Source organism: Rhizobium sp. WSM1328 (genome assembly GCF_057653715.1).
In genome coordinates this window covers 500355-516328 of sequence record NZ_JBYGKO010000003.1, presented here as the reverse complement: position 1 = coordinate 516328, position 15974 = coordinate 500355, and the positions used below count along the sequence as shown (strand labels likewise).

The window sequence follows — 15974 nt, the reverse complement described above, 5'->3', positions numbered from 1 at the left end:
ATTCGCAAGGTTCTTCGGCCGCATCATTCAAGGGCACTTTGACCCTGCCGCAACCCGCGCTACATATTTCAGCGGGAGGAGTGCCATGTTTGATTTTTCGCTCGGCGAAACCGCGGACGCGATCCGTGAAACGACGGCGCGGTTTGCCGCCGACCATATTGCTCCGCTGGCCGTGGAGATCGACGAAAGCAACACGTTTCCACGCCAGCTCTGGCCCGAGATGGGTGCGCTCGGCCTGCATGGGATCACGGTCGAGGAAGAGTTCGGCGGCGCCGGTCTTGGTTATCTCGATCATGTCGTCGCCATGGAAGAGGTTTCGCGCGCCTCGGCCTCCGTGGGGCTCAGTTACGGCGCCCATTCCAATCTCTGCGTCAACCAGATTCGCCGCTGGGCCTCGCCGGAACAAAAGCGCCGCTATCTGCCGAAGCTGATCTCCGGCGAACATGTCGGCTCGCTCGCCATGTCGGAGGTCGGCGCCGGTTCCGATGTTGTCTCCATGCGGTTGCGTGCCGAGAAAAAAGGCGACCGCTATGTTCTGAACGGCACCAAATTCTGGATCACCAACGCGCCGCATGCCGATGTGCTTGTTGTCTATGCCAAGACGGATCCCGCGGCCGGCCCGAAAGGCATTTCCGCCTTGATCATCGAGAAAGGCCTGCCCGGTTTCAGCGTCTCCAAGAAGCTTTCCAAACTCGGCATGCGCGGCAGCGATACGGCCGAACTGGTCTTCGAGGATTGCGCGGTGCCGGCCGAGGCGCTGATGGGCAGGGAAGGCGAAGGCGTGAAGATCCTGATGTCCGGCCTTGATTATGAGCGCGCCGTGCTTGCCGGCGGGCCGCTCGGCATCATGCAAGCCTGCCTCGATGTCGTGCTGCCCTATGTGCGCGATCGCAAGCAATTCGGCAAAGCGATCGGCGATTTCCAGCTGATGCAGGGCAAGATCGCCGACATGTATGTCGCGCTGAATTCGGCGCGCGCCTATGTCTATTCCGTCGCTCGCGCCTGCGATGCCGGCCGCGCGACGCGCACCGATGCAGCTGCCGCGATCCTCTTTGCCAGCGAGAATGCCGTGAAGGTCTCGCTGGAAGCGATCCAGGCGCTCGGCGGCGCCGGCTATACCAAGGAATGGCCGGTCGAACGCTTTTTGCGCGACGCCAAGCTCTACGATATCGGCGCCGGTACCAATGAGATCCGCCGTTACCTCATCGGCCGGGAGCTCATTGCATCATGACGGTGATTTCGACTGCGATCGACCGCGACAGCGAGAGCTTCAAGGCCAATGCCAGCAAGAACAAAGCCCTGATCGACGAACTCCACAATCGTTCGGCGAAAGCGCGCGACGGCGGATCACAAACGGCGCGCGAGCGCCATACCGGCAAGGGTAAGCTCCTGCCGCGCGATCGCATCCAGCTGCTCATCGATGCCGGCAGCCCGTTCCTGGAGATCGGCACGCTGGCGGCCAACGGCATGTATGATGACGAGGCGCCCGGCGCCGGCATCATATCAGGCATCGGCCGCGTTGCCGGCCGCGAGGTGATGATCGTCGCCAATGACGCGACGGTGAAGGGCGGCGCCTATTTCCCGATGACCGTGAAGAAACATCTGCGGGCGCAGGAGATCGCCATGCAGAACCGGCTGCCCTGTCTCTATCTGGTCGATAGCGGCGGCGCCAATCTTCCGCATCAGGCCGAAGTCTTTCCCGACCGCGACCATTTCGGCGCAATCTTCTACAATCAGGCGCAGATGTCGGCCGAGGGAATCCCACAGATCGCCTGCGTGATGGGAAGCTGCACCGCCGGCGGCGCCTATGTGCCCGCCATGTCCAACGAAACGGTCATCGTGCGCAATCAGGGCACGATCTTCCTTGCCGGCCCGCCGCTGGTGAAGGCCGCGACCGGCGAGATCATATCGGCCGAAGAGCTCGGCGGCGCCGAAACCCATGGCCGCCGCTCCGGCGTCGTCGATCATGTCGCCGAGAACGACGAACATGCGCTGCTGCTCGTCCGCGATATCGCAGCCAGCCTCAACAGCGTGAAATCAGTCGATATCGACCTGCAGCAGGCGCGGCCGCCCAAACTCGATCCCGAGGATCTCTGCGGCCTCATCCCGGATGATGTGCGCTCGCCCTATGATGTGCGGGAGGTCATCGGCCGGATCGTCGATGGTTCGGAACTGCATGAGTTCAAGCCGCTCTACGGCACCACGCTGGTCTGCGGCTTCGCCCGCATATGGGGCATGCCCGTCGCCGTCATCGCCAATAACGGCGTGCTGTTTTCCGAAAGCGCGCTGAAGGGCGCGCATTTCATCGAGCTTGCCTGCCAGCGCCGCGTGCCTTTGCTTTTCCTGCAAAACATCTCCGGCTTCATGGTCGGCGGCCGCTATGAGGCCGGCGGCATCGCCAAGGATGGGGCAAAGCTGGTGACGGCGGTTGCGACCGCGAGCGTGCCGAAGGTCACCGTCATCATCGGCGGCAGCTTCGGCGCCGGCAATTACGGCATGTGCGGCCGCGCCTATCGCCCGCGCTTTCTCTTCACTTGGCCGAACAGCCGCATCAGCGTGATGGGCGGCGAACAGGCGGCCTCGGTGCTTGCCACGATCCGCCGAGACTCCATGGAGGCGCGCGGTGAGAATTGGCCTATTGAAGAGGAGGAAGCCTTCAAGACGCTGATCCGCGCCGGCTACGAGGCCGAGGGCAATCCCTATTATGCCACGGCCCGCCTCTGGGACGACGGCATCATCGACCCGCGCCAGACCCGGGATGTGCTGGGCCTTGCCTTTTCCGCCTGCCTGAATGCGCCGATCCCGAAAGGGCCGCGCTTCGGCCTGTTCAGGATGTGAGGCGCCGATGATGGAAAGCCTTCTCATTGCCAACAGGGGCGAAATCGCCCGCCGCATCATCCGCTCGGCCAAGATGCTCGGCATCCGCACCATCGCCGTCTATTCCGAGGCCGATGCCGGCCTGCCCTTCGTAAGGGAGGCGGACGAGGCGATCGCCATCGGCCCCTCGCCGGCCCGCGAAAGCTATCTCTCTCAGACCCGCATCCTCGATGCCGCCCGGAAAACCGGCGCTGCCGCGATCCATCCCGGCTACGGTTTCCTTTCGGAAAATGCCGAATTTGCCGAAGCGGTAGAAAAGGCCGGGATCATCTGGGTCGGCGCGCCCCCTGCCGCAATCCGGGCGATGGGGCTCAAGGATGCGGCCAAGGAATTGATGCAAGCAGCCGGCGTGCCTGTGACCCCCGGTTATATCGGCGCGGACCAGAGCGAAGAGAGGCTGGCGGCCGAGGCTGATATCATTGGTTATCCCGTGCTCATCAAGGCGGTCGCTGGTGGCGGCGGCCAGGGCATGGGCCGCGTCGACCGGCCTGAGGATTTCGCCGAGCTTCTCGCCTCCTGCCGCCGCGAAGCGGCCGCCTCTTTCGGCGATGACCGCGTACTGATCGAACGATACATCAGCAATCCGCGCCATATCGAGGTGCAGGTCTTTGCAGACACGTTCGGCAATTGCGTTCATCTCTTCGAACGCGACTGCTCGCTACAGCGCCGTCACCAGAAGGTCATCGAGGAGGCCCCTGCCCCCGGTCTCGATGCCGCCACCCAGGCAGTGATCTGCGATGCGGCGGTGAAAGCCGCAAGAGCGGTGAATTATGTCGGCGCCGGCACCATCGAATTCATTGCCGATGCCTCCGAGGGACTACGTCCCGATCGTATCTGGTTCATGGAGATGAACACCCGGCTGCAGGTGGAGCACCCCGTCACGGAGGCAATTACTGGCGAGGATCTGGTGCTCTGGCAGTTGAAGGTCGCTAGCGGCGAGCCCTTGCCGAAAATGCAGGATGAGATCGCCATGAACGGCTGGGCCTTCGAAGCCCGGCTCTATGCCGAAAATCCTGCCGCCGGCTATCTGCCGTCGATCGGCCGGCTTGAACATCTCAGCCTGCCGCAAACCGTCCGTGTCGATAGCGGTGTCGAGCAAGGGGATGACATCACCGCCTTCTATGACCCGATGATTGCCAAGGTCATTGCGCATGGGCCGAACCGCGAAGCCGCACTTTCGAAGCTCGCAGCCGCCTGCGCAGGCATCGAGGTCTGGCCGGTCAAATCCAATGCCGGCCTGCTTGCCCGCATCGCCGTCGATCCGGATTTTCGCGCAGCTCGGATCGATACCGGCTTTCTCGACCGTCATGACGACAGGCTTGTGGCAACGGAGCCGAACGAAAGCGCAATCGATAGCGCGGCGACGGCGCTTTTAAAGAACACGGATAATGATCCCTGGACCGCGTTGACCGGATTCCGCATCGCCGGCGCGGATGACAAGAGGGTGCGCATCCGTATCGGCGATCACCTCCATTGGGGGCAATCACGTCCGGAGCTTGAGGCAAATACCGTCACGATCGGTGAAACGACGGTGCTTTTCGACGCCGGCAATGCCTGGCCGATCAGCCTGCCCGTCGCAAGTGAAGTCGAGGCAAGTCAGTGTGCCGGCGATGGCGCGATCCTTTCTCCCATGCCCGGCCTGGTCATTTCGGTGGATGTCGCCGACGGCGATCGTGTCGCCAAGGGCGACCGCCTGCTAACGGTCGAAGCGATGAAAATGGAACATTCGCTGCGTGCGCCCTTCGACGGCATCGTCGAAAAACTGCAGGTTTCCTCAGGGATCAGGGTCTCGGAAAACCAGCTGGTCGTCAGCATTGTGAAGGAGCAGGATTGATGGCCGGCCGTTATTTCGACGAATTGACGGTCGGCGACCGCATCGCCCACGACGTCCGCCGCACGGTCACCGAGACCGACAATCTGCTGTTCACGACGCTCTCCCACAATCCGCAACCGCTGCATCTCGATGCCGACTATGCGGCCGGCACCGAATTCGGCCGGATCGTCGTCAACGGCACCTTCACTTTTGCCCTCACCGTCGGCCTTTCGGTCGGCGACACCACGCTCGGCACGCTCGTCGCCAATCTCGGCTATGACAAGGTAACGATGCCAAAGCCGGTCTTCATCGGCGATACGCTGCGGGTGGAAACGGAAGTGATGGAGCTGCGTCGCTCGAACTCCCGCCCCGATGCCGGCATCGTCACCTTCCGGCATATCACCCTGAACCAGCGCGGCGAGATCGTCTGCCAGTGCCTGCGCACGGCAATGCTGAAGGTGAAACCGTCATGAGGCTGCGCTCGCTGCTTTTTGCGCCCGGTGACCGGCCGGAGCGTTTCGAAAAAGCGCTCGCCTCAGGCGCCGACGCCGTCATTCTCGACCTGGAAGATTCGGTTGCGCCCCTAAACAAGCCGAAAGCGCGCGAGAGAGTGCACGAGTTCGTCCTGCATCACGCCGGCGAGACCGCTCTCCTGATCCGCATCAATCCCCTCGCCTCGCCAGAATTCGAAGGCGACCTTGCCGTTTTGAGCGGCCTTCGTCCTTTTGCGATCGTGCTGCCGAAGGCCGAGGGTGCCGCTTCGGTGCTGAAGCTTGCAGGCTCTCTTGCATCTGCAATGCCCATCTTGCCGATCGCAACCGAAACGCCATCCGCGATCTTCGAGATCGGCAGCTACCGGAATGTCGCGACCAGCCTCTGCGGCCTGACCTGGGGTGCTGAGGATCTGCCTGCCGCGATGGGGGCTACGACCGCGCGGAGGACGGATGGCCGCTACACGCCGCCTTACGAGCTTGCCCGCTCGCTCACGCTGTTCGCAGCCCATGCCGCCGCCGTTCCGGCAATCGACACCGTCTATCCCGATTTCCACGATCTCAACGGTCTCAGGGCCTATGTCGGCCGAGCCCGGCGCGACGGCTTTTCCGGCATGATGGCCATCCATCCGAGCCAGATCGAAACGATCAATCACACCTTCACGCCGGATCCGTCCGAGATCGCCTGGGCCGAGAAAGTCGCCGCCGCCTTCGCCGCCAGCCCAGACGCGGGTGTCATCCAGCTCGACGGGCGCATGCTGGACCTGCCGCATCTCAAGCTCGCGACCCGCATTCTCGATGTGGCCGGGCGATAGAGCAAATGCGCCACCAATCAGCCCGCCTTTGCGGTGTGCTTGGAGGCGGCGTTCTCTCGGTTGAGGTAGCCGGCACCGATGGCGACGTAGAGATCCACATAGTCCTTGGCAACCTGTTGCACGGTGTCGGCAAGGCTCTCCTGGGCATCGGAGACCGACCGCTGCGCCTCCAGGACATCGAGCAATGACGAGGCGCCATCCTTGTAGCTCGTGGTCGAAAGCGCAAGCGACTCCTGTGCCGTCTGCACCTGTCTGCGCAACGGTTCGAGCGTCTGCGTGTCACGGCGAACAGCCGACAGCGCATTTTCCACCTCTTCGACCCCGTTCAGCACCGCCGCTTTCCAGGCGAGATATTGGGTCCTGGCATCGGATTTTTCGATGTCGACATTCGCACGCAATTTGCCGCCATCGAAGATCGGCAGGTTGAGTGTCGGCCCGAAGGTCCAACTGGTCAGAGTTCCGCCGCTTGCACCGGATGATTTGACCCAGCTCGGCGAGATCGAGCCGGATAGAGAGATCGACGGGTAGAGCTGGGCTTCCGCGGCCCCGATATCGGCGACAGCCGCCGCCAGCTCGCGTTCCGCCTTGCGGATATCGGGACGGTTGCGGATGAGATCGGCCGGAATGCCGGCCCGAATGTCGCCGCGGAAAACCGGCTGGCCGACGCTTTTCTGCAGTTCGCCCATCAGCGAGGCCGCCGGCATCCCGAGCAGAGTGGCAATGTGATGGCCCGATTCGGTGAAGCTCTGTTCGAGGCCAGGAATGTCGGACTTTGTCGACTGTACCAGACCCTCGGCCTGAACGACGTCGAGGCGGGAGGCCGCACCCGCCTTGAGCTGCAGCTGCGTGAGTTCGTAAGTCTGTTGGCGGGATTTCAAATTCGCCTGCGAAAGCGCGATGCGCTGCTGATAATAGCGGGCGTCGATATAGCTCTCGACCAGGTCTTTCAGGAAGGTGAGCTTTGCATTGTCGGCCGTTGCATAGGCGGCCCCCAGCGAGGCGATCGCACTCTCCTTCGAGCGACGGTACTGGCCGAAGATGTCGAGCAGCCAGGAAAGGCTGGCCTCGCCACCTGTCTCATTCGTGGTACCGATCGTCGTACGCTCAGAACCCTTCTCACCGGATACCGTGTGCGATGCGCCGACATCGAGGCTCGGCAGGCCACCGGCAGCGGCAACCGTGACATTGGCGGAAGCCGAATTGATGCGCTCGAGCGCCTGCAGGACATCAAGGTTCTCGCTGCGGCCATGAGCCACCAGGCCGTCGAGCCGCTTGTCACGATAAGCCGTCCACCACTGCGCCGCCACGACATCGCCGTTGCTCTTGGTACTCCCCTCTTTGAATTTAGCAGGAAGCGGCATCTCTGGGGGTACGTGATTCGGGCCGCCGACGCAGCCTGCCAGCAGAAGCGTGACCGCCGATGCGGCGTAGCGGAGCGATGATAGGTTCATGCAGAGCGACGGATTCACGGGCGAGCTTTCTGAACCGGGATCGTGGGTTCAGGCTTAGCGACGCCAACGTTAATGGCGGTAAAGACACTGTAAAGTTAGGTAAAATCGCTGGGCCGGATCAGGCTTGGTCGTCAGCCGAACCATAGAGTGTCGGCTTTCGGGGAAGCTCCAGGGTGATTGCCAGACCTCCGGCATCCGGCAACGACGCATGTACCCGCCCGCCATGGCGCTCGATGGCCTGTCTGGTGATGGCCAGACCCAGGCCATATCCACCTCTCGGTACAGCCTCGTTTCCGCGTGAGAACGGCTGGAAGATCCGTTCGAGTTCGTCTCGACTGACACCTGGCCCCTGATCGGTGACACAGATTTTGAGGCGCTCGTCTGTCGTCTCGCACGATACGGATATGCGCGAATGCTCGGCTGTGTACTTGACGGCGTTGCGGACGACGTTTTCGAGCGCCCTGTAGATGAGCTCGCCTTCGACTTCGGCGCGGAAAACGCCCTCGACACTGGTTGTGATTGAGACCTCCCGCGCCTGAGCTTCGAATGCCGCATCGCCGAGAATTTCGTTGAGCAGCTCGATGACATCAAGAGCGTGCGTTTTCAGCGGCCGGCTGGATCCGGCAGTCAACCTGGCAAGCGTCAGAACTTCGCCGACCAGCGCATCCAGCCGTTCGACCTCCCGGTCCATGCGGTCTAGCATGGCGCCGAGTTTCGCCGGGCTCTGCCGGAGCACGCCGACGGCGGCCTGCAGGCGGGACAAAGGCGAACGCAGCTCGTGGGAGACATCATGGAACAGCCTCTGCTGCGCATCCTGCAGCTCCTGAAGCCGGGCGGCACTGGAATCGAAGTCATGCGCAAGCGCGGTAACCTCGTCCTTTCGGCCGGCCATCTTGTCACCGATGCGGAAATCGAAGCGGCCATGGGCGAGCGCGCTCAAGCCATCGCGCAGATGCACCACGGGACGAATGAGATATCGGGCGAGTGCACCTGCCGAAATCGTGCTCGAAATCAGGATCGTGAGCCACGGCAAGAACGGACCGAAGTTCTCGAACGTGAACGTCGCCTTGGCCGGCAGGGAAATCTGGTAGCAAACCTCGTCCTTCAGGACGAATCGTGTGTCGACGGTCTTTTGAACCTCGCACGCATCGGCTTTCGCCGTTTTGGAGATCGTCAGACCAGATGGTAGCGTCTCTTCACTTGCGCGCACGAAATGCGCGGCAGCATCCTCGCCATCTCTGGCGAGCATGTTTGCGGTGAGATTCAGGGCAATCACTCGCCGCTCTTCCTCCAGTTCGCGCGCAAAAGGAACGCCCTGGAGGAAATTGACGAGCAGGATGATAACGCCGACGGTTGCCGCCATCGTCAACCAGATCGTCGTGAAGAATTTCCAGAAAAGCCGGGGCATACTCAGTCCACGAGAAGTTGATAGCCCTGGCCGCGAACGGACTGGATCCAGGATTGGCCATCCTCCCTCAGTCCGAGCTTCTGGCGAACGCTGCTGATATGGACGTCGATCCGGCGATCGAACGGGGTCAGCGGCTTGCCGAAGGCCCGCTTCGAAATGTCCTGCTTCGACACGAGCTGGCCGGCGCTGCGGGCGAGGACCTCGAGCAGGCTGAATTCCGTGCCGGTCAGGTCCAAGCTTTCGCCGCGCCATTCGGCGATCCTGCTGCCAGGATGGATCACGAGTTTCCCCGCCCTTATGATGTCGATCGAAGCACCGGCTGCCGGCTGGCCCGCCCGGCGGAGGATGGCGCGCAGTCTCGCCGCAAGTTCGCCCGGCGAGCATGGCTTCGGCACATAGTCGTCGGCGCCGAGATTGAGACCCGATATCCTGTCGACGTCATCGCCCCTTGCGGTCAGCATCAGCACAGGAACCTGGCTGAGCTTCCTGATCCTCTGCAGAACCTCGATCCCGTTCATCCGAGGCATCATGATGTCGAGCACGATAATATCAACCGTATTGCCGGCCGCCGCGGCAATGGCGGCGCGCCCGTCTGTATCCGTGACGACCTCATATCCTTCTTCGACCAGATATTCCTGCAGAAGCGTCGTCAGCTCGGCATCGTCGTCGATAAGGAGAACCTTGTTCATTCGCATTATCCGCTCTCAATCCCGGCAAGCCATACAGCACAAATACAGTCGCGCAGCCAAGTTTTACCTAACTTAACACTAACTTGACCGCACTTAACGTTCGTCCCGCTACTGATCCTGCCATGACATAATACGCGCTGAAACCGGATTGCAGCGACATGGCCCGCAATCCCTCGTTGAGTTGGCGCGGATCGGGAAAAGGCATCGATGCCTTTGACCACCTCTTCGGTCGAATTCCCTCCCCCGGAACGAGACCGCGGGACGCGTTACCCCGCAGGCGGCCCCGCGCCGCCTGCGCGTCCTGCATCTTCTCGGCCAACAGCGTACCTGGCCTGTGTCGCAGAGAGAACCTTTACCAAACTTTACACTTCCTTAACCGCGCTTAACATCCACACAGCTATTAGAGTTCGACCTCAGTTCGATCCGGAGTGTCGTGTGTCCAAGGCACATCGAAATATTCTGCGGTGCCGCTTTGCGGAGCGGAAAGTCATCTGTGTCGAGATTTGGCGGTGGTTATCGAAGCTTGCTTCAAAGAACTATGTCTCAATTGCTTCTTTCTTGAGTCCCGGGATCCACTCAGGACGCGCAGAAACCGTTCCAATAGAGCGTCATGCTCACCTGGAAGACATCTCCATTGGGGGAACAGGGTGATTGATGCTCCGGGTGATCAGGGCGTGTTTACCGGAGAGATCGAACAGTTCAACAAGCCTACCGACGCCGACGAGGTTGCGGCGCATCGCCTCGAGGAAGCAAATGCCGGCAAGGCGGCAATAGCCATCGAGCGCGGCACGGGCGCAGAGCGAAGGGCCGAAATAGAAGGCGAACGCTGACACTAGGGACCGTCGTGAGGCATCGGTTCGTTGTCAAAGTCGTGGAGCGTCAGTCGACACGTGCTCAAGCGACGAGGCATATGCCCGCTCAGAAGAACGGTCCCGCCATATGCCGAGAGTGACTTACCGATTTGCTTCTGTGGTTTCCACGAAGAGCTGGTTGAGCTGTTTCATCTCAAGTGCATGGGCGCGCCTTCTGAGGGCGGCTGCCTGTTTGAGCGTTGCAAGGTTGTCTGTCGTCTCAATGAGATGCGCATCGGCGACCAGCATTTCCGCTTCAATCCTGCCCTGCTCTCTCAATTGCCAGACATCCCTGACGCGAAATTGGACCATTATGACGCCGAAAAGCGCCACGAGCGCGGAAGCGGTCATTGGCAGCCAATTCGGGACAACCGGTCCATAGGCCGAAAACAATGATGAAAGGCCACTCAAAACGATGATCGCCAAGGTGAGAAAATTCCAGAGATATTGATTAACCTTGGAGGAACGAGCATAGCCGTTTCGATGTGTTCGAAGGTCACGCAAAGCCTGCCTTTTGATCTCGGCTGCGTCCGATGGAAGCATGCTTTCGGCCGTCTCTTGCTCGATCTCCCGCCTTGCCGCCAAAATCACGTTGATGACGGCGATAGTGATCCCGAAGGTTATCATGAACCAGGCGATGTAGTGCAAAGGGACGTCGTCGAGAATGACGTTTGACAAAAATGCGGGTTGAAAAAACTCAATTAAAGCGCCAATCGATATCAAGAATATAGACAGGGCAACCACTGCAATCGAAAGCATCGCCGCTATATTTCTATATCTGCCATTCAGTGTCATTTTCTTCAGTTGAGCCTGGTCATCCCCCTCCCTTCTAAACAAATCCATCATCCTATCCTCGAGACTATAGGGTTAACCATAGTCAACCTTTTACCACGCCAGAAAGCAAGTAATGTTTGCGAAGTAATACTTTACGGATCGAATTTCCGGCACCTCTCGCTAATGTGCGGGCCGGGGCAGCCTCCACCTCTTCAATCCGGTCGCTTCAGGCTACGCTGATCGCCAGCGGCCGGCCGAGATCGAGGCCAATATAGTCCTGGTGCTGTCGGACGATCTGCGCGGCGTGAGCGATCGTCAGGCTTGATCGCGGCGATGATCTCCTCAAGGTCGCCCAGCCTGACAGCCACTTGAAAATCGGCGCTGCCTGAGCGGGCGAGATGGGGCCTTCTCAGGAGAATGGCTTTGTCGGTCCCGCCGCCGGATTGGTCAGCCAGCGTGGTCCCTCGGCGGTCATGTAGATATGGTCTTCCAGCCGGATCCCGAATTTCCCGGGGAAGACGATCATCGGTTCATTGGAAAAACACATGCCGGCGGCAAGCGGCGCGTCGTTGCCGCGAACGATGTAGGGCTCCTCGTGGATCTCGAGCCCGAGGCCATGACCGGCGCGATGCGGCAAACCCGGCAGGCGATAGTCGGGGCCGAGCGAGTGTTTGGCAAGCACCTTGCGGGCCGCATCGTCGAGGCTCGAGCAGGCGGCGCCGATCTGGGCTGCGTCGAAGACGGCCTGTTGCGCCTCGCGCTCGATCCACCAGGCGCGTTCGAACGCGCTGTTGCCGTCCTCCAGAATATAGGTCCTGGTGATATCGGAATGATAACCGTCGATCCGGCAGCCGGTATCGACGAGAACGACGTCGTCGCGACCAAGGACCTGATCGCCGTCGGCGCCATGCGGAAGCGAGGTCGCCGCGCCGAAGGAGACGATGCAGAACGTCGAGCCGGCATCGGCGCCGGCCTGGCGATGCTGTCGGTCGATGAATTCGATCACCTCGGATGATTTGATGCCCGGCTTCAAAAGCCCATGCACTTGCTTGTGGACGTCGAGCGTCAGGTCCATCGCATACTGAATGAGGGCAAGCTCCGCGGCCGATTTGATGCAACGCAGGTCGCGGATCAGCCGCCCGCCATCGGCAAGCCTTGCCGCGCCCATCTCCGCTGCCAATGCGTGATAGAAGAAAAGCGGCAAGCCATCGTCGAGGGCAAGTCTGCCGCCCTGGGCAACAAGGCGGGCGATGAGAGCGGCGCTGCTCTCCTCCTCTTCCCAGACCAGGATTTCCCCCGGCAGATGTGGCAGCGTTTCGACACGGCTGCGCTCGAACCCCGGAACGATGTAGGAAATGGTCGCGGGCGTGACGAGCGCGCCGAGGAACCTTTCGCTCGGATGCCAGACGAGCCCGGTGAAGTAATGGAGGCTTTCGGTCGGCCCAAGAAGCACGGCAGCCAATCCTTCGGCTTCGATCAGTTGCCGAAGCCCGGCGAGGCGGTTCTGCCGTTCTTCCTCAGTTATGCGGGGTACCGTATGCTGCCACGACATGTTGTTTTCCTGCTTTTCCTGCGCTTCCGGATCGATGAAGCCCTCGCCTTGCAGCGGGCATCTTGAACCGACACTAATGCCGCTGTAGGCAATATGTCGACATGAAAAGTGAGGAGATAGCCATGGCGGTCGAATACACCACACCGGGCATGCTGATGCGCGATCATCTGGTCGACGTGCCCCTGGATTGGTCGAAGCCGGAGGGTGAGACGATCCGGATTTTTGCACGTGAAGTGTGCGATCCCGCCCGCCGTCGTGAAACACTGCCGTTGCTGGCTTTCCTTCAAGGCGGTCCTGGTGGAAAGTCGCCGCGGCCGAGCAACGGCGGGCCGCCATGGCTTGCCGAAGCCCTGAAGACGCACCGCGTTATCCTGATCGACCAGCGCGGCACCGGGCGCAGCAGCCGGATCGAAAGTGCGACGATGGAGCACTTTGCCGACGGCAGGGCCGCAGCCGACTATCTCAGCCTTTTTCGTGCCGACAGCATCGTTGCCGATTGCGAACATGTGAGGAAAACCGTCTTCGGCGGCGGGCGCTGGCAGACGCTTGGCCAGAGCTATGGCGGCTTCCTGACACTCACCTATCTCTCGAAGGCGCCGGAGGGACTTTCCGCCTGTTATGTCACCGGCGGCCTTGCCGGCCTTGGGGCGACGGCCGATGATGTCTATCGGCGCACCTACCCGCGCGTTACCGAAAAGAACGCCGCCTATTACCGCCGCTACCCCGGGGATGCCGAACGCATCGGCCGGATCGCCGACTATATCGAGACCAATGAGGTGCGGTTGCCCGATGGCGATCGCCTCTCCGTTCGCCGCTTTCAGACCATCGGCATCGATTTCGGCATGGCGCCGGGTTACGAGAACATCCATTGGCTGGTCGACGAGGCTTTCTCCGGTCCCAATGAAGAACGTCTCTCCGAGCGCTTCCTCGCGTCGGTAATGTCGCTGACCTCATATGACGACAATCCGCTCTTCGCCGTTTTGCAGGAAAGCATCTATGGCCAGGCCGGGACGCCGACTGCCTGGGCAGCCGAACGCATCCGCGCCGAGCATCCGGCCTTTGCCGGCGACCGGCGGCCGCTGCTGTTGACGGGGGAGATGATGTATCCCTGGATGTTCGAGGAAATTCGCTCGCTTAGGGCCTTCAGGGCAGGTGTCGAGGCGCTGGCAACGTTTGAGCACTACGCCCCGCTCTATGCTCCGGCACGTCTCGCTGCAAACGCGGTGCCGGTCGCCGCGGTCATCTATCATGACGACATGTATGTCGATGCCGGGCTTTCGCTCGAAACAGCGCGCCACGTCGCCAATGTGCAGGCATGGGTGACCAACGAATTCGAGCATGACGGTGTTCGCCAATCGGCGGCTGTCCTGCGCAGGCTGATGACCTTGGTCAGGGAGCAGGGCGGCCCCCTCGCCTCCTGAGCCGAGAGCGGTTCAATTGCTCTCGTCGCGTCAGGACATGCTGATCGCCACCGGCCGGTCGAGGTCGCGGGCAATATATTCCTGGATCTGGCGGACGATCTGCCCGGCGTGGGCGATCGCCAGTTGGTCGGCCCGTTCGACGTCACCGGCCTCGATCGCGGCGATGATCTCCTCGTGTTCGTCGACATACTGGCGCGGCAGACGGTCGTCGAATGTCGAGTAGTAGAGGCGCAGGATACGGCGGCCCTCGTCGAGCAGCCTGGCGAAGAAGGCCGTGTAATAGGAATTGCCGGCAAGTTCGGCGATCGCGACGTGAAATTCGCGGTTCGCCTCGATCATCGCATAGGCATCGCGCGCGGCAACGGCATCGGCGAAGTCCTTCTGATGCCGGCGAACGGTCTTCATGATCTCGCCGTTTCGCCGTTGTGCGGCGCCGCGGGTCGTCACCCGGTACATCAGCGTCAGCGCTTCGAAATAGGTGGGCAGGCTTGCGAAATCGATCGTCGCAACGATCGTGTTCCTGTTCGGCAGCGTCGTGACGAGCCCGTCGGCGGCGAGCCGCAACAGCGCCTCGCGAATGGGAGTCCGCGACATCCGGAAACGTTCCGACAGCCGCACTTCGTCGAGCGGACTGCCGGGTTCCAGCGCCATCGACAGGATTTCCCGCCTGAGCGTCACATAGACGCTCTGCGTGCCAGAGCCGCGCACCCGCACATTTTCCGCGTCGTTCCGCATTCGTCCGCCCTCTTTCGTTAGAGCCTTGTATTTCGTTTCAGCCGATTCTCGCAATGTCGCTCTTCGGGGTCTCAAATTTGTAAGCTCACATCATTGAATCTTGTCGACAGTTTGTATATAAGGCAACCAGTTTCAACGAGGCTCGATCAATGACCACAGGATGGAAGGGCGTATTTCCCGCCGTAACGACACAGTTCAACGATGATCTTTCCGTTGATCTGCCCTCGACCCAGCGCGTCCAGGACGCGCTTGTAAACGATGGCGTCAACGGACTGATCGTCATGGGCACATGCGGCGAGAACAATTCGCTGGACCCCGAGGAGAAGCGCACGATCTTGAAAGCTGCCGTCGAGGTCGTCAACGGCCGCGTTCCCGTGGTGACGGGCGTGTCCGAATTCGACACGCGCCGTGCCGTCGCCTATGCTCGCGACGCCGAAAAACTCGGCGCCGACGGGCTGATGCTGCTGCCGGCCATGGTTTATGTGCCGAAGCCCGAAGAGCTGATCGCGCATTTCCGCACCGTCGCCGAGGCGACCTCGCTGCCGATCATGCTCTACAACAACCCGCCGGCCTACCGCGTCAATATCGGCGCCGATGTGCTGAAGGTGCTTGCCGATGTGCCAAACATCAAGGCGGTCAAGGAAAGCGCGCCGGATCCGCGCCGCTTCACCGATCTCATCAATGAATTCGGCGATCGTTTCGATATCTTCGCAGGTCTCGACGACGTGGCGCTTGAAGGCCTGATGCTCGGCGCCAAGGGCTGGGTCTCGGGCTTGACCAGCGCCTTCCCGCAGGAATCCGTACAGCTCGTTGCCGCCGCCGAACGCGGCGACTGGGAAGAGGCCCGCAAGATCTATCGCTGGTTCATGCCGCTTCTGCACCTCGATGCCGAACACGATCTCGTGCAGTCGATCAAGCTTGCCGAGCAGATCATGGGCCGCGGCTCCGAGCGCGTTCGCATGCCGCGCCTGCCGCTTTCGGGCGCCCGCCGCGCCGAAGTCACCGCGATGGTCGAGAAGGCCGCTGCCACGCGTCCTTCGAAGATCCGCCAGGCTGCCTGATCATCGAGGCCGGCGACCCTCGCGGTTGCCGGCCTT

At 61.4% G+C, this 15974-nt stretch carries 14 protein-coding genes; 8 read left to right on the top strand and 6 right to left on the bottom strand.

Features of this window, described 5'->3' with window-relative positions:
- The first annotated feature begins 85 nt into the window (after positions 1–85).
- The 5 genes from AC2444_RS30090 to AC2444_RS30070 are packed head-to-tail and all read left to right on the top strand — an operon-like array spanning position 86 to position 5996.
- A complete protein-coding gene (locus AC2444_RS30090; RefSeq protein ID WP_003555601.1) occupies positions 86–1231 on the top strand; it encodes an isovaleryl-CoA dehydrogenase in 1146 nt (381 codons plus the stop codon).
- On the top strand, positions 1228–2838 hold the full coding sequence (locus AC2444_RS30085) for a carboxyl transferase domain-containing protein (protein ID WP_128449454.1): 1611 nt from the start codon (positions 1228–1230) through the stop codon (positions 2836–2838). Before AC2444_RS30090 ends, AC2444_RS30085 begins: the two co-directional genes overlap by 4 nt.
- A gap of 7 nt (positions 2839–2845) precedes the next feature.
- Positions 2846–4711, top strand: coding sequence for an acetyl/propionyl/methylcrotonyl-CoA carboxylase subunit alpha (locus AC2444_RS30080; protein ID WP_128449455.1), 1866 nt, complete (start codon positions 2846–2848; stop codon positions 4709–4711).
- Positions 4711–5163, top strand: coding sequence for a MaoC family dehydratase (locus AC2444_RS30075; protein WP_128449456.1), 453 nt, complete (start codon positions 4711–4713; stop codon positions 5161–5163). Before AC2444_RS30080 ends, AC2444_RS30075 begins: the two co-directional genes overlap by 1 nt.
- Positions 5160–5996 carry an HpcH/HpaI aldolase/citrate lyase family protein gene (locus tag AC2444_RS30070; protein ID WP_128449457.1) on the top strand — a complete coding sequence of 279 codons (837 nt, stop codon included), beginning with the start codon at positions 5160–5162 and terminating at the stop codon, positions 5994–5996. The genes AC2444_RS30075 and AC2444_RS30070 overlap by 4 nt, the downstream gene beginning before the upstream one ends.
- A gap of 17 nt (positions 5997–6013) precedes the next feature.
- Here AC2444_RS30070 and AC2444_RS30065 read toward each other — a convergent pair whose 3' ends face one another.
- The 3 genes from AC2444_RS30065 to AC2444_RS30055 form a co-directional block, all read right to left on the bottom strand.
- Positions 6014–7447 (bottom strand): efflux transporter outer membrane subunit, encoded by a 1434-nt coding sequence (locus AC2444_RS30065; RefSeq protein ID WP_260693212.1) that lies wholly within the window; start codon positions 7445–7447, stop codon positions 6014–6016.
- 118 nt (positions 7448–7565) lie between these two features.
- The gene (locus AC2444_RS30060; protein WP_012760751.1) at positions 7566–8855 is read right to left on the bottom strand and encodes a HAMP domain-containing sensor histidine kinase; all 1290 of its coding nucleotides are present in this window, start codon (positions 8853–8855) and stop codon (positions 7566–7568) included.
- Between the two features lie 2 nt (positions 8856–8857).
- Complete coding sequence (locus tag AC2444_RS30055; RefSeq protein ID WP_003555609.1) at positions 8858–9544, bottom strand: response regulator; 687 nt, start codon at positions 9542–9544, stop codon at positions 8858–8860.
- Positions 9545–10191: 647 nt separating this feature from the next.
- Here AC2444_RS30055 and AC2444_RS30050 point away from each other — a divergent pair.
- Positions 10192–10374, top strand: coding sequence for a hypothetical protein (locus AC2444_RS30050; RefSeq protein WP_128449459.1), 183 nt, complete (start codon positions 10192–10194; stop codon positions 10372–10374).
- 123 nt (positions 10375–10497) lie between these two features.
- Here AC2444_RS30050 and AC2444_RS30045 read toward each other — a convergent pair whose 3' ends face one another.
- Together AC2444_RS30045 and AC2444_RS30040 are read right to left on the bottom strand one after the other, a co-directional pair.
- Positions 10498–11238: a DUF4231 domain-containing protein gene (locus AC2444_RS30045; protein WP_128449531.1), complete on the bottom strand. Its 741-nt coding sequence runs from the start codon at positions 11236–11238 to the stop codon at positions 10498–10500.
- A 340-nt stretch (positions 11239–11578) separates the two neighbouring features.
- Positions 11579–12721 (bottom strand): M24 family metallopeptidase, encoded by a 1143-nt coding sequence (locus AC2444_RS30040; protein ID WP_128449460.1) that lies wholly within the window; start codon positions 12719–12721, stop codon positions 11579–11581.
- A 122-nt stretch (positions 12722–12843) separates the two neighbouring features.
- On the opposite strand from AC2444_RS30040, the gene AC2444_RS30035 reads away from it, so the two are divergent.
- Positions 12844–14142 carry an alpha/beta fold hydrolase gene (locus AC2444_RS30035; RefSeq protein ID WP_128449461.1) on the top strand — a complete coding sequence of 433 codons (1299 nt, stop codon included), beginning with the start codon at positions 12844–12846 and terminating at the stop codon, positions 14140–14142.
- Between the two features lie 30 nt (positions 14143–14172).
- Here the strand turns inward: AC2444_RS30035 and AC2444_RS30030 are convergent, their stop codons facing one another.
- On the bottom strand, positions 14173–14877 hold the full coding sequence (locus AC2444_RS30030; protein WP_128449462.1) for a GntR family transcriptional regulator: 705 nt from the start codon (positions 14875–14877) through the stop codon (positions 14173–14175).
- Positions 14878–15026: 149 nt separating this feature from the next.
- On the opposite strand from AC2444_RS30030, the gene AC2444_RS30025 reads away from it, so the two are divergent.
- Positions 15027–15938, top strand: coding sequence for a dihydrodipicolinate synthase family protein (locus AC2444_RS30025; protein ID WP_012760756.1), 912 nt, complete (start codon positions 15027–15029; stop codon positions 15936–15938).
- The last annotated feature ends 36 nt before the right edge of the window (positions 15939–15974 follow it).

Coding starts and splice junctions, on each gene's coding strand:
- AC2444_RS30090 (WP_003555601.1), top strand. CDS start 86: ATGTTTGATTTTTCGCTCGGCGAAACCGCGGACGCGATCCGTGAAACG.
- AC2444_RS30085 (WP_128449454.1), top strand. CDS start 1,228: ATGACGGTGATTTCGACTGCGATCGACCGCGACAGCGAGAGCTTCAAG.
- AC2444_RS30080 (WP_128449455.1), top strand. CDS start 2,846: ATGATGGAAAGCCTTCTCATTGCCAACAGGGGCGAAATCGCCCGCCGC.
- AC2444_RS30075 (WP_128449456.1), top strand. CDS start 4,711: ATGGCCGGCCGTTATTTCGACGAATTGACGGTCGGCGACCGCATCGCC.
- AC2444_RS30070 (WP_128449457.1), top strand. CDS start 5,160: ATGAGGCTGCGCTCGCTGCTTTTTGCGCCCGGTGACCGGCCGGAGCGT.
- AC2444_RS30065 (WP_260693212.1), bottom strand. CDS start 7,447: ATGAACCTATCATCGCTCCGCTACGCCGCATCGGCGGTCACGCTTCTG.
- AC2444_RS30060 (WP_012760751.1), bottom strand. CDS start 8,855: ATGCCCCGGCTTTTCTGGAAATTCTTCACGACGATCTGGTTGACGATG.
- AC2444_RS30055 (WP_003555609.1), bottom strand. CDS start 9,544: ATGAACAAGGTTCTCCTTATCGACGACGATGCCGAGCTGACGACGCTT.
- AC2444_RS30045 (WP_128449531.1), bottom strand. CDS start 11,238: ATGGATTTGTTTAGAAGGGAGGGGGATGACCAGGCTCAACTGAAGAAA.
- AC2444_RS30040 (WP_128449460.1), bottom strand. CDS start 12,721: ATGTCGTGGCAGCATACGGTACCCCGCATAACTGAGGAAGAACGGCAG.
- AC2444_RS30035 (WP_128449461.1), top strand. CDS start 12,844: ATGGCGGTCGAATACACCACACCGGGCATGCTGATGCGCGATCATCTG.
- AC2444_RS30030 (WP_128449462.1), bottom strand. CDS start 14,877: ATGCGGAACGACGCGGAAAATGTGCGGGTGCGCGGCTCTGGCACGCAG.
- AC2444_RS30025 (WP_012760756.1), top strand. CDS start 15,027: ATGACCACAGGATGGAAGGGCGTATTTCCCGCCGTAACGACACAGTTC.